The organism is Streptomyces hygroscopicus subsp. hygroscopicus (genome assembly GCF_030269125.1).
Lineage (GTDB): Bacteria > Actinomycetota > Actinomycetes > Streptomycetales > Streptomycetaceae > Streptomyces > Streptomyces hygroscopicus_C.
Genome location: NZ_BSSM01000001.1, coordinates 636,600 through 651,545, shown reverse-complemented (window position 1 = coordinate 651,545; position 14,946 = coordinate 636,600). Strand labels below are relative to the sequence as shown.

10 protein-coding genes are annotated in these 14,946 nt (G+C 75.0%); 6 read left to right on the top strand and 4 right to left on the bottom strand.

Annotated features, from left to right (window positions below; genetic code table 11):
* Nucleotides 1-34 precede the first annotated feature (34 nt).
* From QSK45_RS02725 to QSK45_RS02705, 5 genes are read left to right on the top strand one after another with little or no spacing between them, the layout of a single operon-like run.
* Nucleotides 35-1,912: a S1 family peptidase gene (locus tag QSK45_RS02725; protein WP_285552809.1), complete on the top strand. Its 1,878-nt coding sequence runs from the start codon at nt 35-37 to the stop codon at nt 1,910-1,912.
* A complete protein-coding gene (locus tag QSK45_RS02720; RefSeq protein WP_285552807.1) occupies nt 1,909-4,146 on the top strand; it encodes a serine/threonine-protein kinase in 2,238 nt (745 codons plus the stop codon). Before QSK45_RS02725 ends, QSK45_RS02720 begins: the two co-directional genes overlap by 4 nt.
* Nucleotides 4,147-4,176: 30 nt before the next feature.
* A complete protein-coding gene (locus tag QSK45_RS02715; RefSeq protein ID WP_285552806.1) occupies nt 4,177-5,673 on the top strand; it encodes a VWA domain-containing protein in 1,497 nt (498 codons plus the stop codon).
* Nucleotides 5,670-6,641, top strand: a complete 972-nt coding sequence (locus tag QSK45_RS02710) for a GlnX family signal transduction membrane protein (RefSeq protein ID WP_285552804.1) — start codon at nt 5,670-5,672, stop codon at nt 6,639-6,641. Before QSK45_RS02715 ends, QSK45_RS02710 begins: the two co-directional genes overlap by 4 nt.
* Before the next feature lie 38 nt (nt 6,642-6,679).
* Nucleotides 6,680-7,909, top strand: a complete 1,230-nt coding sequence (locus QSK45_RS02705; RefSeq protein ID WP_285552802.1) for an ABC transporter substrate-binding protein — start codon at nt 6,680-6,682, stop codon at nt 7,907-7,909.
* A gap of 220 nt (nt 7,910-8,129) precedes the next feature.
* Here QSK45_RS02705 and QSK45_RS02700 read toward each other — a convergent pair whose 3' ends face one another.
* Both QSK45_RS02700 and QSK45_RS02695 read right to left on the bottom strand, forming a co-directional pair.
* Entirely contained in the window at nt 8,130-9,026 is an 897-nt protein-coding gene (locus tag QSK45_RS02700; RefSeq protein ID WP_490993493.1) for a patatin-like phospholipase family protein, read from the bottom strand.
* A 93-nt stretch (nt 9,027-9,119) separates the two neighbouring features.
* A complete protein-coding gene (locus QSK45_RS02695; RefSeq protein WP_285552800.1) occupies nt 9,120-9,956 on the bottom strand; it encodes a helix-turn-helix domain-containing protein in 837 nt (278 codons plus the stop codon).
* A gap of 160 nt (nt 9,957-10,116) precedes the next feature.
* On the opposite strand from QSK45_RS02695, the gene QSK45_RS02690 reads away from it, so the two are divergent.
* Nucleotides 10,117-10,896: an NAD(P)H-dependent oxidoreductase gene (locus QSK45_RS02690; RefSeq protein WP_285552797.1), complete on the top strand. Its 780-nt coding sequence runs from the start codon at nt 10,117-10,119 to the stop codon at nt 10,894-10,896.
* A gap of 110 nt (nt 10,897-11,006) precedes the next feature.
* On the opposite strand, the gene QSK45_RS02685 is transcribed toward QSK45_RS02690, so the two are convergent.
* Both QSK45_RS02685 and QSK45_RS02680 read right to left on the bottom strand, forming a co-directional pair.
* A complete protein-coding gene (locus QSK45_RS02685) occupies nt 11,007-11,798 on the bottom strand; it encodes a S1 family peptidase (RefSeq protein ID WP_285552795.1) in 792 nt (263 codons plus the stop codon).
* Between the two features lie 208 nt (nt 11,799-12,006).
* Nucleotides 12,007-14,826, bottom strand: a complete 2,820-nt coding sequence (locus QSK45_RS02680) for an ATP-binding protein (RefSeq protein ID WP_285552793.1) — start codon at nt 14,824-14,826, stop codon at nt 12,007-12,009.
* Nucleotides 14,827-14,946 lie beyond the last annotated feature (120 nt).

Below are 14,946 nucleotides of genomic sequence, written 5' to 3'. Positions count from 1 at the left end.
GTTCCGAGCCGGTACGGGGAGTAGCCTCGGCAGCATGACGCGCACGGGGGAACGAGCCGTCAAGTCCCGCTTACGTACACCGACTTGGATCGCCCGCATCGAGGCACCGGACGGCGAGGTGCTCGGAGCCGGGGTGCTGCTCGCGCCCGACCGGGTGCTCACCGCGGGGCATGTCGTCACGCCGGGCGAGCGGTATGTCGTACGGCTCGTCGGCGTCCCCGGACAGGGCGCGGTCACCGCCACGGTCCGCCCGGACGAGCACGTACCGGAGCAGGAGGACGCGTTCGGCGACCGCAGCGGCGACCTCGCCCTGCTGCGCCTCGCCGAACCGCTGCCCGCCGGGCACACCACCCGGCTCTACCGGCTCGCCTCGCCGCACGGACCGGTGAGCATGTACGGCTTCCCGCCCGGCGACGACGGCGGCCGCTGGCACGGCGCCACCCTGGTCGCCGCCCGGGGCCGGGACAGCCGGGTGCAGCTGCGCCCGCTCACCCCCGGCGAGCTGGCCGTCCCCGGCTTCAGCGGCGGCGGAGTGGTCGACCACGCCACCGACCAGGTCATCGGCATCGTGCTCAGCGTGGACGAGGGACAGGTCTCCGCCTTCAGCCACATGAGCCCCACCGAGACCGTCCTCAGCCATCTGCCGCAGGCCGCCGCCTGGAGCGACGGCGCCTCGGCCGTCGACCCCCGGCTGCGCAGTCGTACGCCCACCGGGGCGGGGCGGCTCGACGTGCGGTTCGCCACCGAACTCGCGGGCTGGTTCCGGGGCGAGGGCTGGCCGGTGCTCGTCACCGTCGTCCCCGCCCGGGGCGACCGCGCCTTCACCCTCGAACGGGCCGTCACCCTCGCGGACCGCGAGCTGCGCACCCACCGCAACACCAGTGCCTACAGCCACGACCCGCCCGAGACCGTGCCCCCGGCGGGCGCCCACGATCTCGCCCTGGACGTCAAGGGGCTGACCACCGCCCAGGTCATGGACCGCATCGCCGAACGCCTCGGCATCCGCGACGACCCCCGGCCCGAGCGGCTCGCCACCCTGCGCGTCCCGCTCGCCGCCGTGCTGGTCGGCGTCGACCAGTGCGCCGAACCCCAGGACCTGCTCGCCCTGCTGGACCTGCTCGCCCGGCACGGCGCCCGGCTGCTGCTGGTCCACCGCCGCCAGGGCGGCCTGGCGGCCCAGGCCGCCGAGTCCCTGGTGCACCGTCCGCTGCGCGAACGCTGGACCCGGCTCGGCGCCGAACTCGACCGCCTGGTGGACGAGTTGGGGCCCGCGCTCGACGCCCGCCGGGACCGGGTGACCGCCGCCCCCGGCACCGAGGCGCTGCTCGACCAGGCCGAGGGCGCCGTCGGCCGCAGCCGGATGCTCCGGGCCTGGGTCGCCCACAGCTCGGAACAGGACCGTGAACCCCGGCGCGCGGACCTGCTGTTCACCTTCGAGGACGCCGCCGAGCGCCGCCGCCAGCGCCTGGAGCAGGCCGTGGGGATGCTCGACACGCGGCTGCGCCGCTGGGAGGAGCTCCGCGGCCGGGTCACCGCGGAGTGGCCGCTGTGCCGCCGGCGCGCGGGGGAGGACGGCGACCGGGTGGTGGAGGCGTACCGCCTCTACGAGGCCGCGCTGTCCCTGCTCCGCGAGACCCCGTGCGACATCGAACGGGCCCAGGGCGCGGCGGACCGGTTCATCGGGTTCTGCTCGGGGGCGGGCGGGGCGGCGGACGACGCGGGCGGGGGCGGCGCGGAGCCGGTGGAGGAAGGCGACTCGCCCCCGGACACCGGGGGTCCGGGCGGCGGGGAGGCGCCCGGCCACGCCGGTCACGAGCGCCCCGTACGACCCCCCGAACACGCCCGCACCCCCGACCGGCCCCCGCCTCCCCGCCGAACCGCCGCCGAAGCCCGGAGGGAGCGCGGCTCATGACCTCCTGCGTCCGTCCCGGGTGCGCGGGCCGCATCATGGGGACCGGGTACTGCGACACCTGCGGACACCGGCACATCGAACCGCGCAGCGAGCCACGCACCGCACCGGCCGCCCCGCCGTCCGCCGTGGTCGAGGAGAGCCCGGGACCGCCGACCGTGCACGCCGTGGCCGGGGTGGGCGAACTCGACCAGCACGCACTGGTGGTGCTGCCCGAGGTGCCCGAGCCCGACGACGTGCTGATCGAGGACCCGCGTCCGCCCACCGAGGGCCGGCGCTGCGGCGCGGGCGGCTGCACCATGGTCGTCGGGGTGGGGTACGGAGGCCAGCCCGCCCGCGCCACCGGCCGCTGCCCCCGCTGCGGCACCCCGTACTCCTTCCTGCCCCAACTGGCCCGGGGCGACCTGGTCGCCGGGCACTACCGGGTGCTCGGCTGCCTCGCGCGCGGGGGGCTCGGCTGGATCCACCTCGCGGAGGACACCCGAGCCGAGGGCCACCGCGTCGTCCTCAAGAGCCAGATCAACGCGAACGACGCGCTGGCCCGCCGCACGGCCGTCGAGGAGCGCCGCTCCCTCACCGACCTGCACCACCCGGACATCGTGCGGATCATCACGTACGCCGAACACCAGCCGCCCGGCGGGGCCGCCACCGGCTACCTGGTCATGGACTACATCGGCGGCCGCTCCCTGCAACAGCTCTTCGACGCCGACGACATCGAGCGCGTCTTCCACGGCCGCCCGCGCCTCGACCACGTCCTCACCTACGGCTGCAAGATCCTCGGCGTACTGGAGTACATGCACGAACGGGGCCTGCTCTACTGCGACATGAAGCCCGCCAACGTCATCCATTTCGGGCGGGCCGTGAAGGTCATCGACCTCGGCGCGGTCCGCGCGATCGGCGACCGGGCGTCGGCGTACGTCTACACGGCGACCTTCGCGCCGCCGAAGGCGGAGATCGACCGGCGCGGCTGGCACGTCGACAGCGACCTCTACACCGTCGGCATGACCCTTCAGGCCCTGGCCCGCGACACCGAACCGGCGCGCGGACTCGCGCACGACTCCTTCCGCCGTCTCGTCGACCGCGCCACCCACCCCGAACCCCAGGCCCGGTTCCGGTCGGCCGCCGAGATGTCCCGCCAACTCTGGGAGGTCCTGCGGGAGTTCCGCTCGCTCCAGTTCGGCGAGCAACTGCCCGAGAGCTCCACCCGGTTCCGCGCCACCGGCGCCAGCCTCGACGCCGGGCTCGGTGCGATCCCCGCCCTCGACCACTGGACCGCCCGCCCCGGCCGGCGCCCGGCCGAGCTGGACGCCTCCCCGCCCTCGCCCGCCGAGGTCGCCGGCGCCCTCCCGGAACCGGTCCCCGACCCGGCCGACGGCGCCGCCCTGATGCTGGACACCTTCTCGCCCGACGCCCCCGACCGGGTGGCCCGGCAGTGGTCCCGCGACTCCCGGCTCGGCACCCCGGAGACCGCGCTGTGGCTGTGCCGGGCCTACCTCAGACGCGGCGAGCAAGACGCGGCGGCCGACTGGCTCGCCGAGGCCGAGACCCAGCTCGGCGAGCGCGCCGCCGGCCACGACTGGCGGATCGCCTGGCACCGGGGCGTCCTGCACCTGAGCAGGGGCGAGGTCGACCTGGCAGGCGCCCGCTTCGAGGCCGTGTACCGGGCGCTGCCCGGCGAGTACGTGCCCAAGCTCGCCCTCGGCCACTGCGCCGAGCACGGCGCCCGCACCGCACGGGCCATGCGCTTCTACGAGGCCGTGTGGAAACGGGACGGCGCGCACACCGCCGCCGCCTTCGGCCTGGCCCGCGGCCATCTGGCCGGCGGCGACCGGGACGCCGCCGTGCGCGTCCTGGACGACGTGCCGGCCACCTCCCGCCACCACGACGCCGCCCGCATCGCCGCCGTCCGCGTCCGCGCCGGCATCCTGGGCGGGCTGCCGCCCACACCCGCCGATCTGGCCGACGCGGCCCGGCGGCTGCCCGAACTGCGCCTGGACGGCGGCGCCGAGGACGGCGAGTCCCGGGCCCGGCTCATCGCCGAGGTCCGGGAGAACGCGCTGTACGGCGGTGCCCGCTCCTGGCCCTCCGGAGACCTCCTCGGACCCGGCGACGAGCACGGCCTGCGCACCCTCCTCGAACACTCCTTCCGCCAGCTGGCCGCCCAGGCCCGCACCGCCCGGGAACACGGCCGGCTGCTCGATCTGGCCCACGCGGTACGGCCGTTGACCACCTTCTGAGCCCATGACCGACCCCCGGGAGAGACGCCGATGACCGTGGCCGAGGAGACCGAGGTGACGCTCGAGGTCGGCCAGCAGAAGGATCTGCCCGCCGAGCCGCCCGCCCGAGGAGAGGGCGCCGAACGGGAGATGCACGCCATCCTGGAGATCGGCGTGCGCGGCCACGGCGGCGCCGGGCTCGCCGGGGGACGGGCTCCCGGCGGCGGTCCCGCGCTGGCCGAGGTGCTGATCGTGGACACCTCCCGCTCCATGCTCTACCCGGCCGCCAAGCTGCGCGCCGCCAAGGACGCCACCGTGGCCGCCGTCCGGCTGCTGCCCGAGGGCACCGCGTTCGCCGTCCTGTCCGGCCACTTCCACGCCGACGTCGTCCACCCCGGCCCGGACCGGGCCGCTCTCGCCGTCGCGGGGCCCGCCGAACGCGCCGCCGCCGCACGGGCCGTGCGCATCCTCGACGCCAACGGCGGTACGGCCATCGGCACCTGGCTCGACCTCGCCCGCCGCCTCCTGAAGGACCACCCCGCGCCCGTCAAGCACGTCCTGCTGCTCACCGACGGGCGCAACGAGCACGACCACCGGGCCGCCATGTCCCTGGAGACCGCCCTGGACGCCTGCGAGGGCCGGTTCGTCTGCGACGCCTGGGGCATCGGCGAGGACTGGGACGCCGAACTGCTGCTGCGCATCACCCGACGGCTGCACGGCCGCGCCGGAGCCGTCCGGGAGGAATCCGAACTCACCGCCGCCTACGAGGAGCTGGTGACCGGACTGCTCGGCACCGCGGTGCCCGAGCTGCGCATCAGGATCACCCCCACCCCCGGCACCGTCATCCGCCAGGTCAAACAGGTCGTCCCCGGCGAGCGGGAACTCCTCCCCGCCGGTGGCGACGGGCGCGGCACCGAGTACGTCACCCGGGCCTGGGGCGAGGAGGTGCGGCACTTCCAGGTGGTGCTGGCCGCCGACCCGACCGGCCGGGACCGGGGCGAGGACCTCCAGCTGGCCGCCGTCGAGGTCGTGGTACCCGACTTCGGGCATCCGGTACGGCTGCCGGCGCCCCGGCCCGTCCTGGTGCGCTGGACCGACAATCCGCTCGACGCCTCCCGGCGGCACCCCGGGGTCCACCGGCAGGAGCTGTACCAGCAGGCGAGCGCCGCCGTGGCCCGCGCGTACCGGGCCTGGCTGCGCGGCACCGACGGCCGCGACGCCGCGGACCGCGAACTCGACCGCGCCCTGCGGCTGGCCGGCGAACTCGGCGACGCCCACCTCCTGGACGCGCTGCGCCGGATCGAGGACGGTCCCGGCAGCGGCCGGATCCGCACCGGCCTCAAGGACGTCGACTGGCAGCACCTGATCCTCTCCAGTGCGATGACCACCCCGCCGCACCATCCGGCCGCCGGTCCGCCGCCCGACCCGGAGGTCCCCCCGGCCGCGGCCGACCTCGCGGAATGTCCGGACTGCGGCTGGCTCGGCCCCGCCGACTCCGTGTACTGCGGGGGCGAGTGCGGCCGCCGGCTCAGCGGGCCGCCGGCATGAGCGCCGGCACGGACACCGTGTCCGACGGCCCGCCGCGCGGACGGCCGAGGCCGGTGGAGGGCGGCAGCACGACCGCCCACGACCTGGCGGTACGCCACCGGCTGCTGCTCGTCCTGTCGGGGCTGCTGACGCTCTCCCTCTTCCTGTCGTACGAGGGCGTGCACGGCGACGCCAACCCGCTGCGCACCTCCAGCGCCCCGGCGGTGCTGTCCATCGACACCGCGCTGTACGCGCTCGGGCAGGCGGAGCGGGACGCCGGGGCGGCGACCCCGACCAGCGACTTCCAGAAGCAGATCTCGGTCGCCGCGCAGAGCGTCGCGGCGGCCGCCGGGGACGACGTGGGAGGGGCGTCGGGGCGGCAGGCGCTGCAGACCGTCGCCGCGCTGATCACCGTGTACGCCGTCAAGGTCCAGCAGGCCCAACTCCAGCCCGAGGGAGACGTGTTGCGCCAGGCGTACCTCAGCTACGCCACGAGCATCCTGTCGGACCCGGGCTCCGGGATACTGGCCCGGCTGAAGGTGCTCCAGGAGCAGCAGCGGGCCGCCGTGCACCGGCAGACGTCCTTCGGGCCGCTGCTGTGGTCCGGCTGGGCCGCGACGCTGCTGCTCGCGCTCGCGCTGGCCGGGTGCCTGCTGGAGACGCAGCTGTTCCTGCGCCGCCGCTTCCGGCGCCGCTACAACCGGGGCCTGCTGGCGGCGGGCGCGCTGCTCGCGGCCGGACTCGCCGTCACGCTGCTGTTCACGGTGTGGACGCACGCGGGGATGACCGACACCCGGCGACTGCTCGACCGCCCGCTGGCCGGGCGGCAGCTCACCGACGCGGGGCGGGCGACCGCCGCGTACCTGGCGGACACCGGCCTCCGCGCCTCGGCGGCCGGGTGGATCCTGATCGGAGGCATCCTGGTCATGGCACTGGCCGAGACGGGACTGCGGCGGCACATCGACGAGTACCGGTTCAGGCCCCGGTGAGCGGGCCCGTGCGAGGCCGCGCGCGTACGGTCACCGTGGTGGCGAGCTGCCTCGTCCTGCTGGCGGCGGCCGTCGTGCTGGGCGTCCGCGCGCTCGGCCGGGAGCCGACGGTCACCCTGCTGGCGAACTGGACGGGGGATGACGAGCGGAACCTGCGGCAGGCGGTGATCGAGCCGTTCGAGCGGAAGTACCACGTGCACGTGGACTACCAGGGCAGTTCGGCCGAGAGCCAGGTGCTCGGCGCGGACGTCGAGGCCGGGACACCGCCGGACGTGGTGGTCCTGACCGGGCCCGGCGAACTCGCCGACTACGCGGGCCAGAAGCAGCTCCAGCCGCTCGACGGGCTCATCCCGCGCGAGGACTTCGGCGCGTCCTGGGCGACGCCGCTCGCGGACGGGCACGTCTACTGGTTCCCGCTCAAGGCCGACCTCAAGAGCATCGTCTGGTACCCGGCGGGCACGAGCGAGGCGGAACGCCGGCGGGCCCGGGACGACCCGGCGCAGTGGTGCGTCGGCATGGGCTCCGGCGCGACGAGCGGGTGGCCCGGCACGGACTGGATCGAGGACATCCTGCTCCAGCAACACGGGCCGGGCGTCTACCAGTCCTGGGCCGGCGGCCGGCTGTCCTGGCGGTCACCGCAGGTACGGCGGGCGTGGACGACCTGGGGCCGCCTGATGGGCGCGGGCACGTCGTCGTCGCTCCTGCGCCGCACCCTGCAAACGGGCTACGCCGAGGCATCCGCCCCGGTCACGGCCACTCCCCGGGGCTGCACCCTCGAACACCAGGCATCCTTCATCCGCACCCAGTCCACCGCCTGGAACCAGGTCGACGGCCGCTACGCGCCCTCGTCCGAACTCATCCCGGGGTCCACCGCCGACGACTCCTGGGAGGTCTCCGGCGACCTGGTCGCCCTCCTCCACACCACCCCCCAGGCCAGGCAGCTGATCCGCTACCTGTCCTCCCCGACGGCCCAACGCGCCTGGGCCACAGCCGAGTCCGCCTTCTCCGTGGACACCAGGGCCCAGCCCACCACCACGGGCCCCACCTGGCACCACACCCTCGCCACCACCCTCCTCTCGCCCTCCGCCACCCACTGCTTCGACGCCTCCGACGCCATGCCCCCCACCATCCGCGACGCCTTCGCCGAGGCGGCCATCGACTACCTGGCCCACCCCGGCCACCTGGACTCCCTGCTCACCACCTTGGACACGCTGAGACAGGCACCGGGGCAGACGTGGTTGCCGGCGGTGTGTGATCGGGTGCCCTGAGGGGCGGGCGGTCCGGGGACCGCTCGGCGAGTGACCCCGCGCGGCGACCCCCCCGGGCCCGGCGGCCCGGCGCACCGGAGCCCGTCGACGTGGCGCGGCTCCCGCGTCCGGCCCCCGCCCCCGGACGCGGAGCGGTCCGGGGGCGGCCGGAGGGCGAGGGGCTTGTCCCGGCACCCGCCCGACGGGCCGAGAGGGGCGGGGTCCGCCGAGTCCGGTGCCGTCAGGACCGCGGCCACTCCAACGTCAGCCCGCGGCCCTGAGCGCGGCCCGCCTCCGCCGCGGGGCGGCGCGTCGCCGGGTCGAGGGGGTTGGGGCCGATCGCCGCGGTCGAGGCTTCGTCGGGGGCGATGAGGAGGACCTCGGCGCCCTCCGCGCGCAGGGCGGAGACCGTGTCGTCCAGGGCGTGGTCGCTCGGGAAGGGTTCGACGGGGCCGAGGGGGACGAGGACGAGGACGTGGTCGGCGCCGGAGGCGAGGTCCGCGTTGGCGACGGAGCGGATGCCGCCGTCGACGTAGCGGCGGTCGGCGATGGTCACCGGGGGCCATACGCCCGGGACGGCGCAGCTCGCGGCGACCGCGTCGACCAGGGGCACGCCCGAGTCCCGGTCGAAGATCCGCGTGTCACCGCTCTCGGCGTCGACCGCGACGACCTTCAGGGCACGCTCGGGCCAGGTGTGGACCGGGAGACGGGACGCGATCACCGCGCGGCGCTCCGGCTCGCCCACCGTCTGCGCGGCGAGGGCCAACCGGCCGACCGCCCGCCGCAGCTCCGCCGCCGAGCCGGCCGTGGCCGTCGCCGCGCCGATCTCCGCGGAGAACTTCTCGACATCCAGCTCGGCCATGATCTCGCGGGCCTGTGCCGAAGGCTCCACCTGCCGCGCGTACAGCTCCTCCAAGTCCAGCCCGCTGCCCAGTTGCGCCGCGACGGTGGCGCCGGCGGAGGTGCCCACCAGCAGCCCGGCCCCGGTGACGTCCTGTCCGGCATCGGCGAGACCGGCGAGCAGCCCGGTCATCCAGGCGATCCCGCCCACGCCGCCGCCACCCAGTACCAACGCCTCGGTCATCTCTGCTCCTCCAGCGGATTCGACGACGCCGGCGACGCCGGCGATCTCAGGCATCTCGATCTTCGTACCGGCAACGCCGGCCCGGCGAGGAACGATTCCCTCCGCCCTCCCCGTCCAAGGTCCGCTCCCGGTAGAGCCCCGGCGGGCTCAGGCGGTGTCCGAGGGGACCGGGTCGCCGGTGGCGCCGAGACTCGCCAGCAGGCGCAGGCCGTCGTGGGCGGCGGTGCCGGGCGCGGCCGACTGCACGATCAGTTCCGTGCCCGTGCCGTCCGGCAGGGCGAAGTTCTCCTGGTGCAGTTCCAGACGGCCGACCTCGGCGTGCTGGTACGCCTTGCGCCCGTGGGTGCGCCTGCGCACATCGGCCCGCGCCCACAGCCGGCGGAAGCGCGCGCTGCCCATGGCGAGTTCGCCGATGAGGGAGGCCAGTTCGGGATCGTCGGGGTAGCGGCCGGCGGACAGGCGCAGATGGCCGACGGCGTCGAGGGTGCACCCCTCCCAGTCGGCGAACAGCGCGCGCCCCTCCTCGCCGAGGAAGACGTGCCGGGCGAGGTTCAGCCCCTGCACGCGACGCCCGTAGAGAAGATCGGCGAGCCGGTTCGCGGCCAGCACCGTCAGCCGGTGGTCGATGAGGAACGCCGGTGCGTCCACGACGAGTTCGAGCACCCGCAGCAGCTCGGGGCGCGGCCGCGCGACGGGCACCCGCCGCGGCACCCGCTCGGGCCGGTGGGCGAGCCGGTGCAGATGCCCGCGTTCCACCTCGTCCAGGTGGAGCACCCGCGCGAGCGCGTCGAGGACCTGTGCCGAGGGCCGGCGCGCCCGCCCCTGTTCCAGCCGGACGTAGTAGTCGACGCTCACGCCCGACAGGTGCGCGACCTCCTCGCGCCGCAGCCCGCTCACCCGGCGGCGCGCGTCGGCGCGGATGCCGACGGACTCCGGCAGGACCCGGGCCCGCCGCGTGCGCAGGAAGTCAGCCAGATCGTCCATCGCTCCAGTATCCGTGCCGGACGGGCGGGCCGGGTGGTCCTGCCGGTACCAGGAAGCCGGGACCTACGGAGCGGGCGCCCCTGAATCGCGCCGCCCGAGCCCGCGAGGATCGGACCGCGATCGGCCCCCGATCGCACTCCCGTCGACCCGAGGAGCAGACATGAAGGTCTTCATCGTGCACGCCCACCCCGAACGGCGGTCGCTGAACGGCGCGCTCACCGACATCGCGGTGGACACCCTGACCGGTGCCGGTCACGAGGTACGGGTCAGCGACCTGTACGCGATGCGCTGGAAAACCACCGTCGACGCCGCCGACTTCGGCCCTGCCGCCTCCGATCCGCTGGACACGGTGCGCGACTCCGGCCGCGCCTACGAGAGTGGCGCGCTCACCGAAGACATCCGCGCGGAGCAGGAGAAACTGCGCTGGGCCGACACCGTGATCCTGCAGTTCCCGCTGTGGTGGTACACGATGCCGGCGATCCTCAAGGGCTGGGTGGACCGCGTCTTCACCCACGGCTTCGGCTACGGCGTGGGCCAGCACGACGCCACCCGGTACGGCGACCGCTTCGGCGAGGGCGCCCTCCAAGGCAGGCGCGCCATGCTGTCGTTGACCGTCGGCGGTCCCGCCTCGCACTACTCCGACCGCGGCATCAACGGCCCGATCGACGACCTGCTGTACCCGATCCAGCACGGCATCCTCTACCACCCCGGCATGCGGGTGCTGCCGCCGTTCGTCCTGTACCGCGCGGGACGGCTGTCACCCGAGGCCTTCGCGGACGCGGCCGAGCGGTGGCGGAAGCGGCTGCTGAGCCTGGAGGAGACCGAGCCGGTCCCGTACCGCACGCAGAACGGCGGCGACTACGAGATCCCCGCGGCCCGGCTGCGCGAGGGACTGGAGGCACCGGGCCGCAGCGGATTCGCCCTGCACGTCGCCGAGTAGCCCCGCGCGCGGCGGGGCGGGACGTGGAGAGGGGGGCGCTGCGGGCTGCTCGTGGTCGCTCGCAACGCCCCCCTGGCCTTACCCGAGGGGTACTCGGGAGATCTTTAGGGTCACGAGTTCACCTGTGCGGTGACCTGGTCCGAGAAGGTGGTCAGCCGGGTGTAGACACCCGGGTAACCCGCCTCCGCGCACCCCTCGCCCCATGAAGTGATCCCTGCCAGGACGCCCCCGATGAGCAGGGGACCGCCGCTGTCGCCCTGGCAGGTGTCTACGCCGCCGGAGCTGTATCCGGCGCACACCATGTCGGACTGCACGTAGTCCGAACCGTAGGAGGAACGGCAACCGGAGTCGGACACGACCGGTACGGTCGCGGTCCGCAGCTGGTTGGAGGAGCTGCCGTTCTCCGAAGTCGTGCCCCAGCCGAGGATCCGCGCCGTGGTGCCGGCCGCGTACACGCCCGTCTGGGAGGAGGAGACGTACGACACCGGCTTGTACGGCATCGACGTCGAGAGGGTCAGCACGGCCACGTCGTCGCCGTTGGTGGCGTCCGAGTAGTCCGGGTTCACCCAGATCCTGCTGACCTTGCTCACCGTGCCGTCGGTGCCGTTCAGCTTGGTGCGGCCGCCGACGACGCGGACGCTGCCGGTGGTCTCGCCGGCCATGCAGTGCGCGGCCGTCACCACCTTCTCGGCGGCCACCAGGGTGCCGCCGCAGAACTGGCTGCCGGACGCGTCCGTGATCTGCATGACGAACGGGTACGCGGTGGTGGTGGTCGTCGTACCACCGACAATGGGCTGGGGAGCCGCGCTCGCTGAGGGGGCGGCGAGCAGAGCGGTCGCCGCCGCGGCGGCGGTGGCCACCACGATCGCGGCGGACTGTCTGGCACGTGTGGGCCCGAACATGAGTCTCCTCAGTGGGGTTGCACCGGTGGGGGGTTCGCACGGGTGGGGGTGGTGCTGGGTGGTGGGGGGAGGGTCCGACCCCCTGTACCCGGGCGAGCGGTACGCCCATTACGCTAGGTCCCGGAACCTTCGGCTCCCAATGAGGGAACCCCCTAGGGGGTCGGGTGAGGGAAAACCCTCGGTCCGGTTCAGTTAACAGGCGGCGTGCTCAGTGCGCGCGCCGACCTGCGGCCAATCGGACGATGTCGACCCGCGACCGGATCCCCAGCTTGCGGTAGACCCGCGTGAGCGTGGCCTCGACCGTCTTGACGCTGATGAACAGCCGCGCGGCTATCTCCCGGTTGGTGGCACCCTCCATGACCAGCGCGGCGACCTGACGCTCCATCGCGGCCAGCACGTCCAGCGCGTCCAGGGGAGCGGGCACCGGACAGGCGGGCTGTGTGTCGAGGCTGGTGAGGACCTCCTCCACCTGGCGCAGCCAGGGCAGCGCACGGCAGCGGCGGAACATCCGGGTGGCCTCGTCGTAGGCCCCGGGCCCCGGGCGCCGGCCGCGCAGCCGGGCCAGCGCGAAGGCGGCCCGCGCCTCCTCCAGGCCGTAGCCGAGCTTCCCGAGCCGCTCCTGAGCTGACCTCAGCTGGGCGAGCGCCGCCTCGGTGGCGCCCTGCGCGGCGCGCACCAGCGCCTCGGAGCGGTCGAGCACGGCGAGGACACTCTCCCGGCCGAGCCGCAGCGCGTGGTCGCGGGCGGCGTCGATGACGTCCTGCGCCTCGGCGGGTTCGCCGACGCGGACCAGCGCCTCGGCGAGGTCGCCCTGCCAGCGGCCGCGGGCCGGGTCGGTGATGCCGAGCCCCAGCTCCAGGCTGCGCACCCGGCGCAGCGAGCGCACCGTGCCCGCCGGGTCCCCGGCCACCAACTGGGCGTACCCGAGCGCGCCGAGGGCCCGCGAGAGGTACATCTGGTCGCCGTCCTCCTCGGCGTGCTCCACCGCCTCCCGGGCGAGGGTGAGCGCCCGGTCCACGTCCCCGCCGGATGCCTCCGCGAGTGAGGTCAGCATCGCCGAGGCGGTCTCGCCGATCCCGGAGTCCCGGGCGAGCCTGAGGCTGTCACGGGCCAGGTCCAGGGCGCGCCCGCAGTGCCCGGCGCGCAGCTCGGTCTCGGCCAGCCCGCGCAGGAAGTGCACCTCGCTCTCCACCGAGCCGCGCCGGCGCACCTCGCGCAGCAGCCCGGTGACGGTGGCCCGCGCCTCGGCCAGCTGGTCGCCCATGACCAGCCAGCGGAACCGGGCGCTGCCCGCGCCGTTGTGGTGCCAGGCCACCCGGGGGTCCTGGGGTTCCTTCAGGGCACGCTTGATGGTGCGGGGCGCCTCCGGATGGCCCATCAGGGTCTCGGTCTGCGCCTGGAAGGCGAGGGCGAGCAGCTCGGTGCGCCGGTCCTTGCTCCGCGCGGCCAGCTCGGCGGCGTGCGCGGCGGCGTCGCGGGCCGCGGTGAAGTCGCCCTCCACGATCAGGGCCCGCCAGCCCAGCTGGTAGTGGACCAGGGCGAGCAGCCGCGGGTCGTCGCCCGCGTCGGCGAGGGCCTGCGGGAAGAAGGCGTCGACCTCGGCCATGGTGTGGCCCGCGGTGTCGATGGCGATGATCCAGGCGCGCACCCGTTCGGCGGGCACGCTCGCCCGGTTCAGCACCTCCCGGGCGATGTCCCGGGCGAGGTCGACCTCGCCGGCGGTGATGGCGTCCTCGGCCGCCTGGAGCCGGCGCTCCTGCGGGCCGGGCGTGCCGTCCGCCGGAGTGTGCCGGGCGGCCAGCAGCCCCAGCTGGGCGGCGACCGAGGGCGCGCCGCGGTCCCGGGCGAGGGCGGCGGCCTCGGCGAGCCGCGCGGCGACCTCGGGGTCCGCGCCGGTCGCGGCGAGGGCGAGGTGGCGGGCCCGCTCGATGGGGTCGGAGGCGGCCGTGGACAGCGCCGCGTGCGCGGCCCGCCGCTCTTGCGCGGGCGCCTCCGCGTACAGCGCGGCGGAGATGAGCGGATGCGCGAAGCGTACGGCGGGAGCGTCGGACTCCGTTGCCAGTAGACCGAGTTCGGCGGCCTGGGCGCACTCGGCCTCGGCGTTCTCCCGGCCGGCCGCGTGCAGCAGGGCCACGGTGGGACGGGCACCGGCGCTGGCCACCAGGAGCGTGCGGCGGGCCTCCACGGACAGCATGTCCAGACGGCTGAGCACCAGGGCGCGCAGCGAGGTGGGCACCGGCAGCGGCTCGCCCGGCCGGGGCGGGGTGGGGTTCTCGGCGAGCGCGCGGCCGAGTTCGAGCGCGAACAGCGGGTTGCCGCCGCTGGTGCGGTGTATCTCGCGGATCGTGGAGCGGGGCAGCCCGCCGTGGCCGCGGTGACCGAGCAGCTCGGCGACCTGGGTGTGCGAGAGCGGGCCGAGGCGCACGGCGAGGCTGTCCGGCGGGCAGGACCGCAGATGACGGTCGTACTCCTGGCTGTCCTGGCCCTCGGTCCTTACGGCGCACAGGAGTTGGACCGGGGTGCCGCCGAGCCGGCGGGCGGCGAAGCCGAGCAGTTCGGCGCTGGCCGGATCCAGCCACTGCAGATCGTCGGCGACGATCAGCACCGGGCCGCGGGCGGCGAGCACGCGCAGCGCGGACAGGACCGCGAGGCGCAGGGCGAGGCCGTCGCGCTGGAGGCTGGACTCGCCGCGACCGGTGAGCGCCGACTCCAGGGCGGTGCGCTGGGCGGCGGGCAGCCGGGGGCAGACGTCGTCGAGCACCAGGCCGAGGAGGTCGGCGAGGGCGAGGAAGGGAAGGTGGGATTCGGACTCGGTCGCCGAGCAGCGCAGGACGGTGTGCGCGGTGGCGGCGTATTCCTCGGCCAATGCCCGCAGGATGGTGGATTTCCCTATTCCGGCCGGGCCGTGGAGCAGCACGCTGCCGCCGGAGGCGAGTTGGGTGCGGGCGGCGGCGCACAGCTCCTCCCGGCCGATGACCAGGTCCGAGCGGCATCTGGCAGGCTCCTGGAAGTCCCGTCGCACGGTCACCGCTCCCCTCGCATGTCGTGTCCGGGCCAAATTCTAGGCAACGATCCCCGAAATTCGGACGGAAGCCGTGGTGAGGGAAATAACAAACGGTCAAGCATGAGGAAATTCAAAGCATCCGCG

What these genes read in the sequence shown, in the direction of transcription:
- QSK45_RS02725 (WP_285552809.1), top strand. Translation starts at nt 35, where the DNA reads ATGACGCGCACGGGGGAACGAGCCGTCAAGTCCCGCTTACGTACACCG.
- QSK45_RS02720 (WP_285552807.1), top strand. Translation starts at nt 1,909, where the DNA reads ATGACCTCCTGCGTCCGTCCCGGGTGCGCGGGCCGCATCATGGGGACC.
- QSK45_RS02715 (WP_285552806.1), top strand. Translation starts at nt 4,177, where the DNA reads ATGACCGTGGCCGAGGAGACCGAGGTGACGCTCGAGGTCGGCCAGCAG.
- QSK45_RS02710 (WP_285552804.1), top strand. Translation starts at nt 5,670, where the DNA reads ATGAGCGCCGGCACGGACACCGTGTCCGACGGCCCGCCGCGCGGACGG.
- QSK45_RS02700 (WP_490993493.1), bottom strand. Translation starts at nt 9,026, where the DNA reads ATGCCTGAGATCGCCGGCGTCGCCGGCGTCGTCGAATCCGCTGGAGGA.
- QSK45_RS02695 (WP_285552800.1), bottom strand. Translation starts at nt 9,956, where the DNA reads ATGGACGATCTGGCTGACTTCCTGCGCACGCGGCGGGCCCGGGTCCTG.
- QSK45_RS02690 (WP_285552797.1), top strand. Translation starts at nt 10,117, where the DNA reads ATGAAGGTCTTCATCGTGCACGCCCACCCCGAACGGCGGTCGCTGAAC.
- QSK45_RS02685 (WP_285552795.1), bottom strand. Translation starts at nt 11,798, where the DNA reads ATGTTCGGGCCCACACGTGCCAGACAGTCCGCCGCGATCGTGGTGGCC.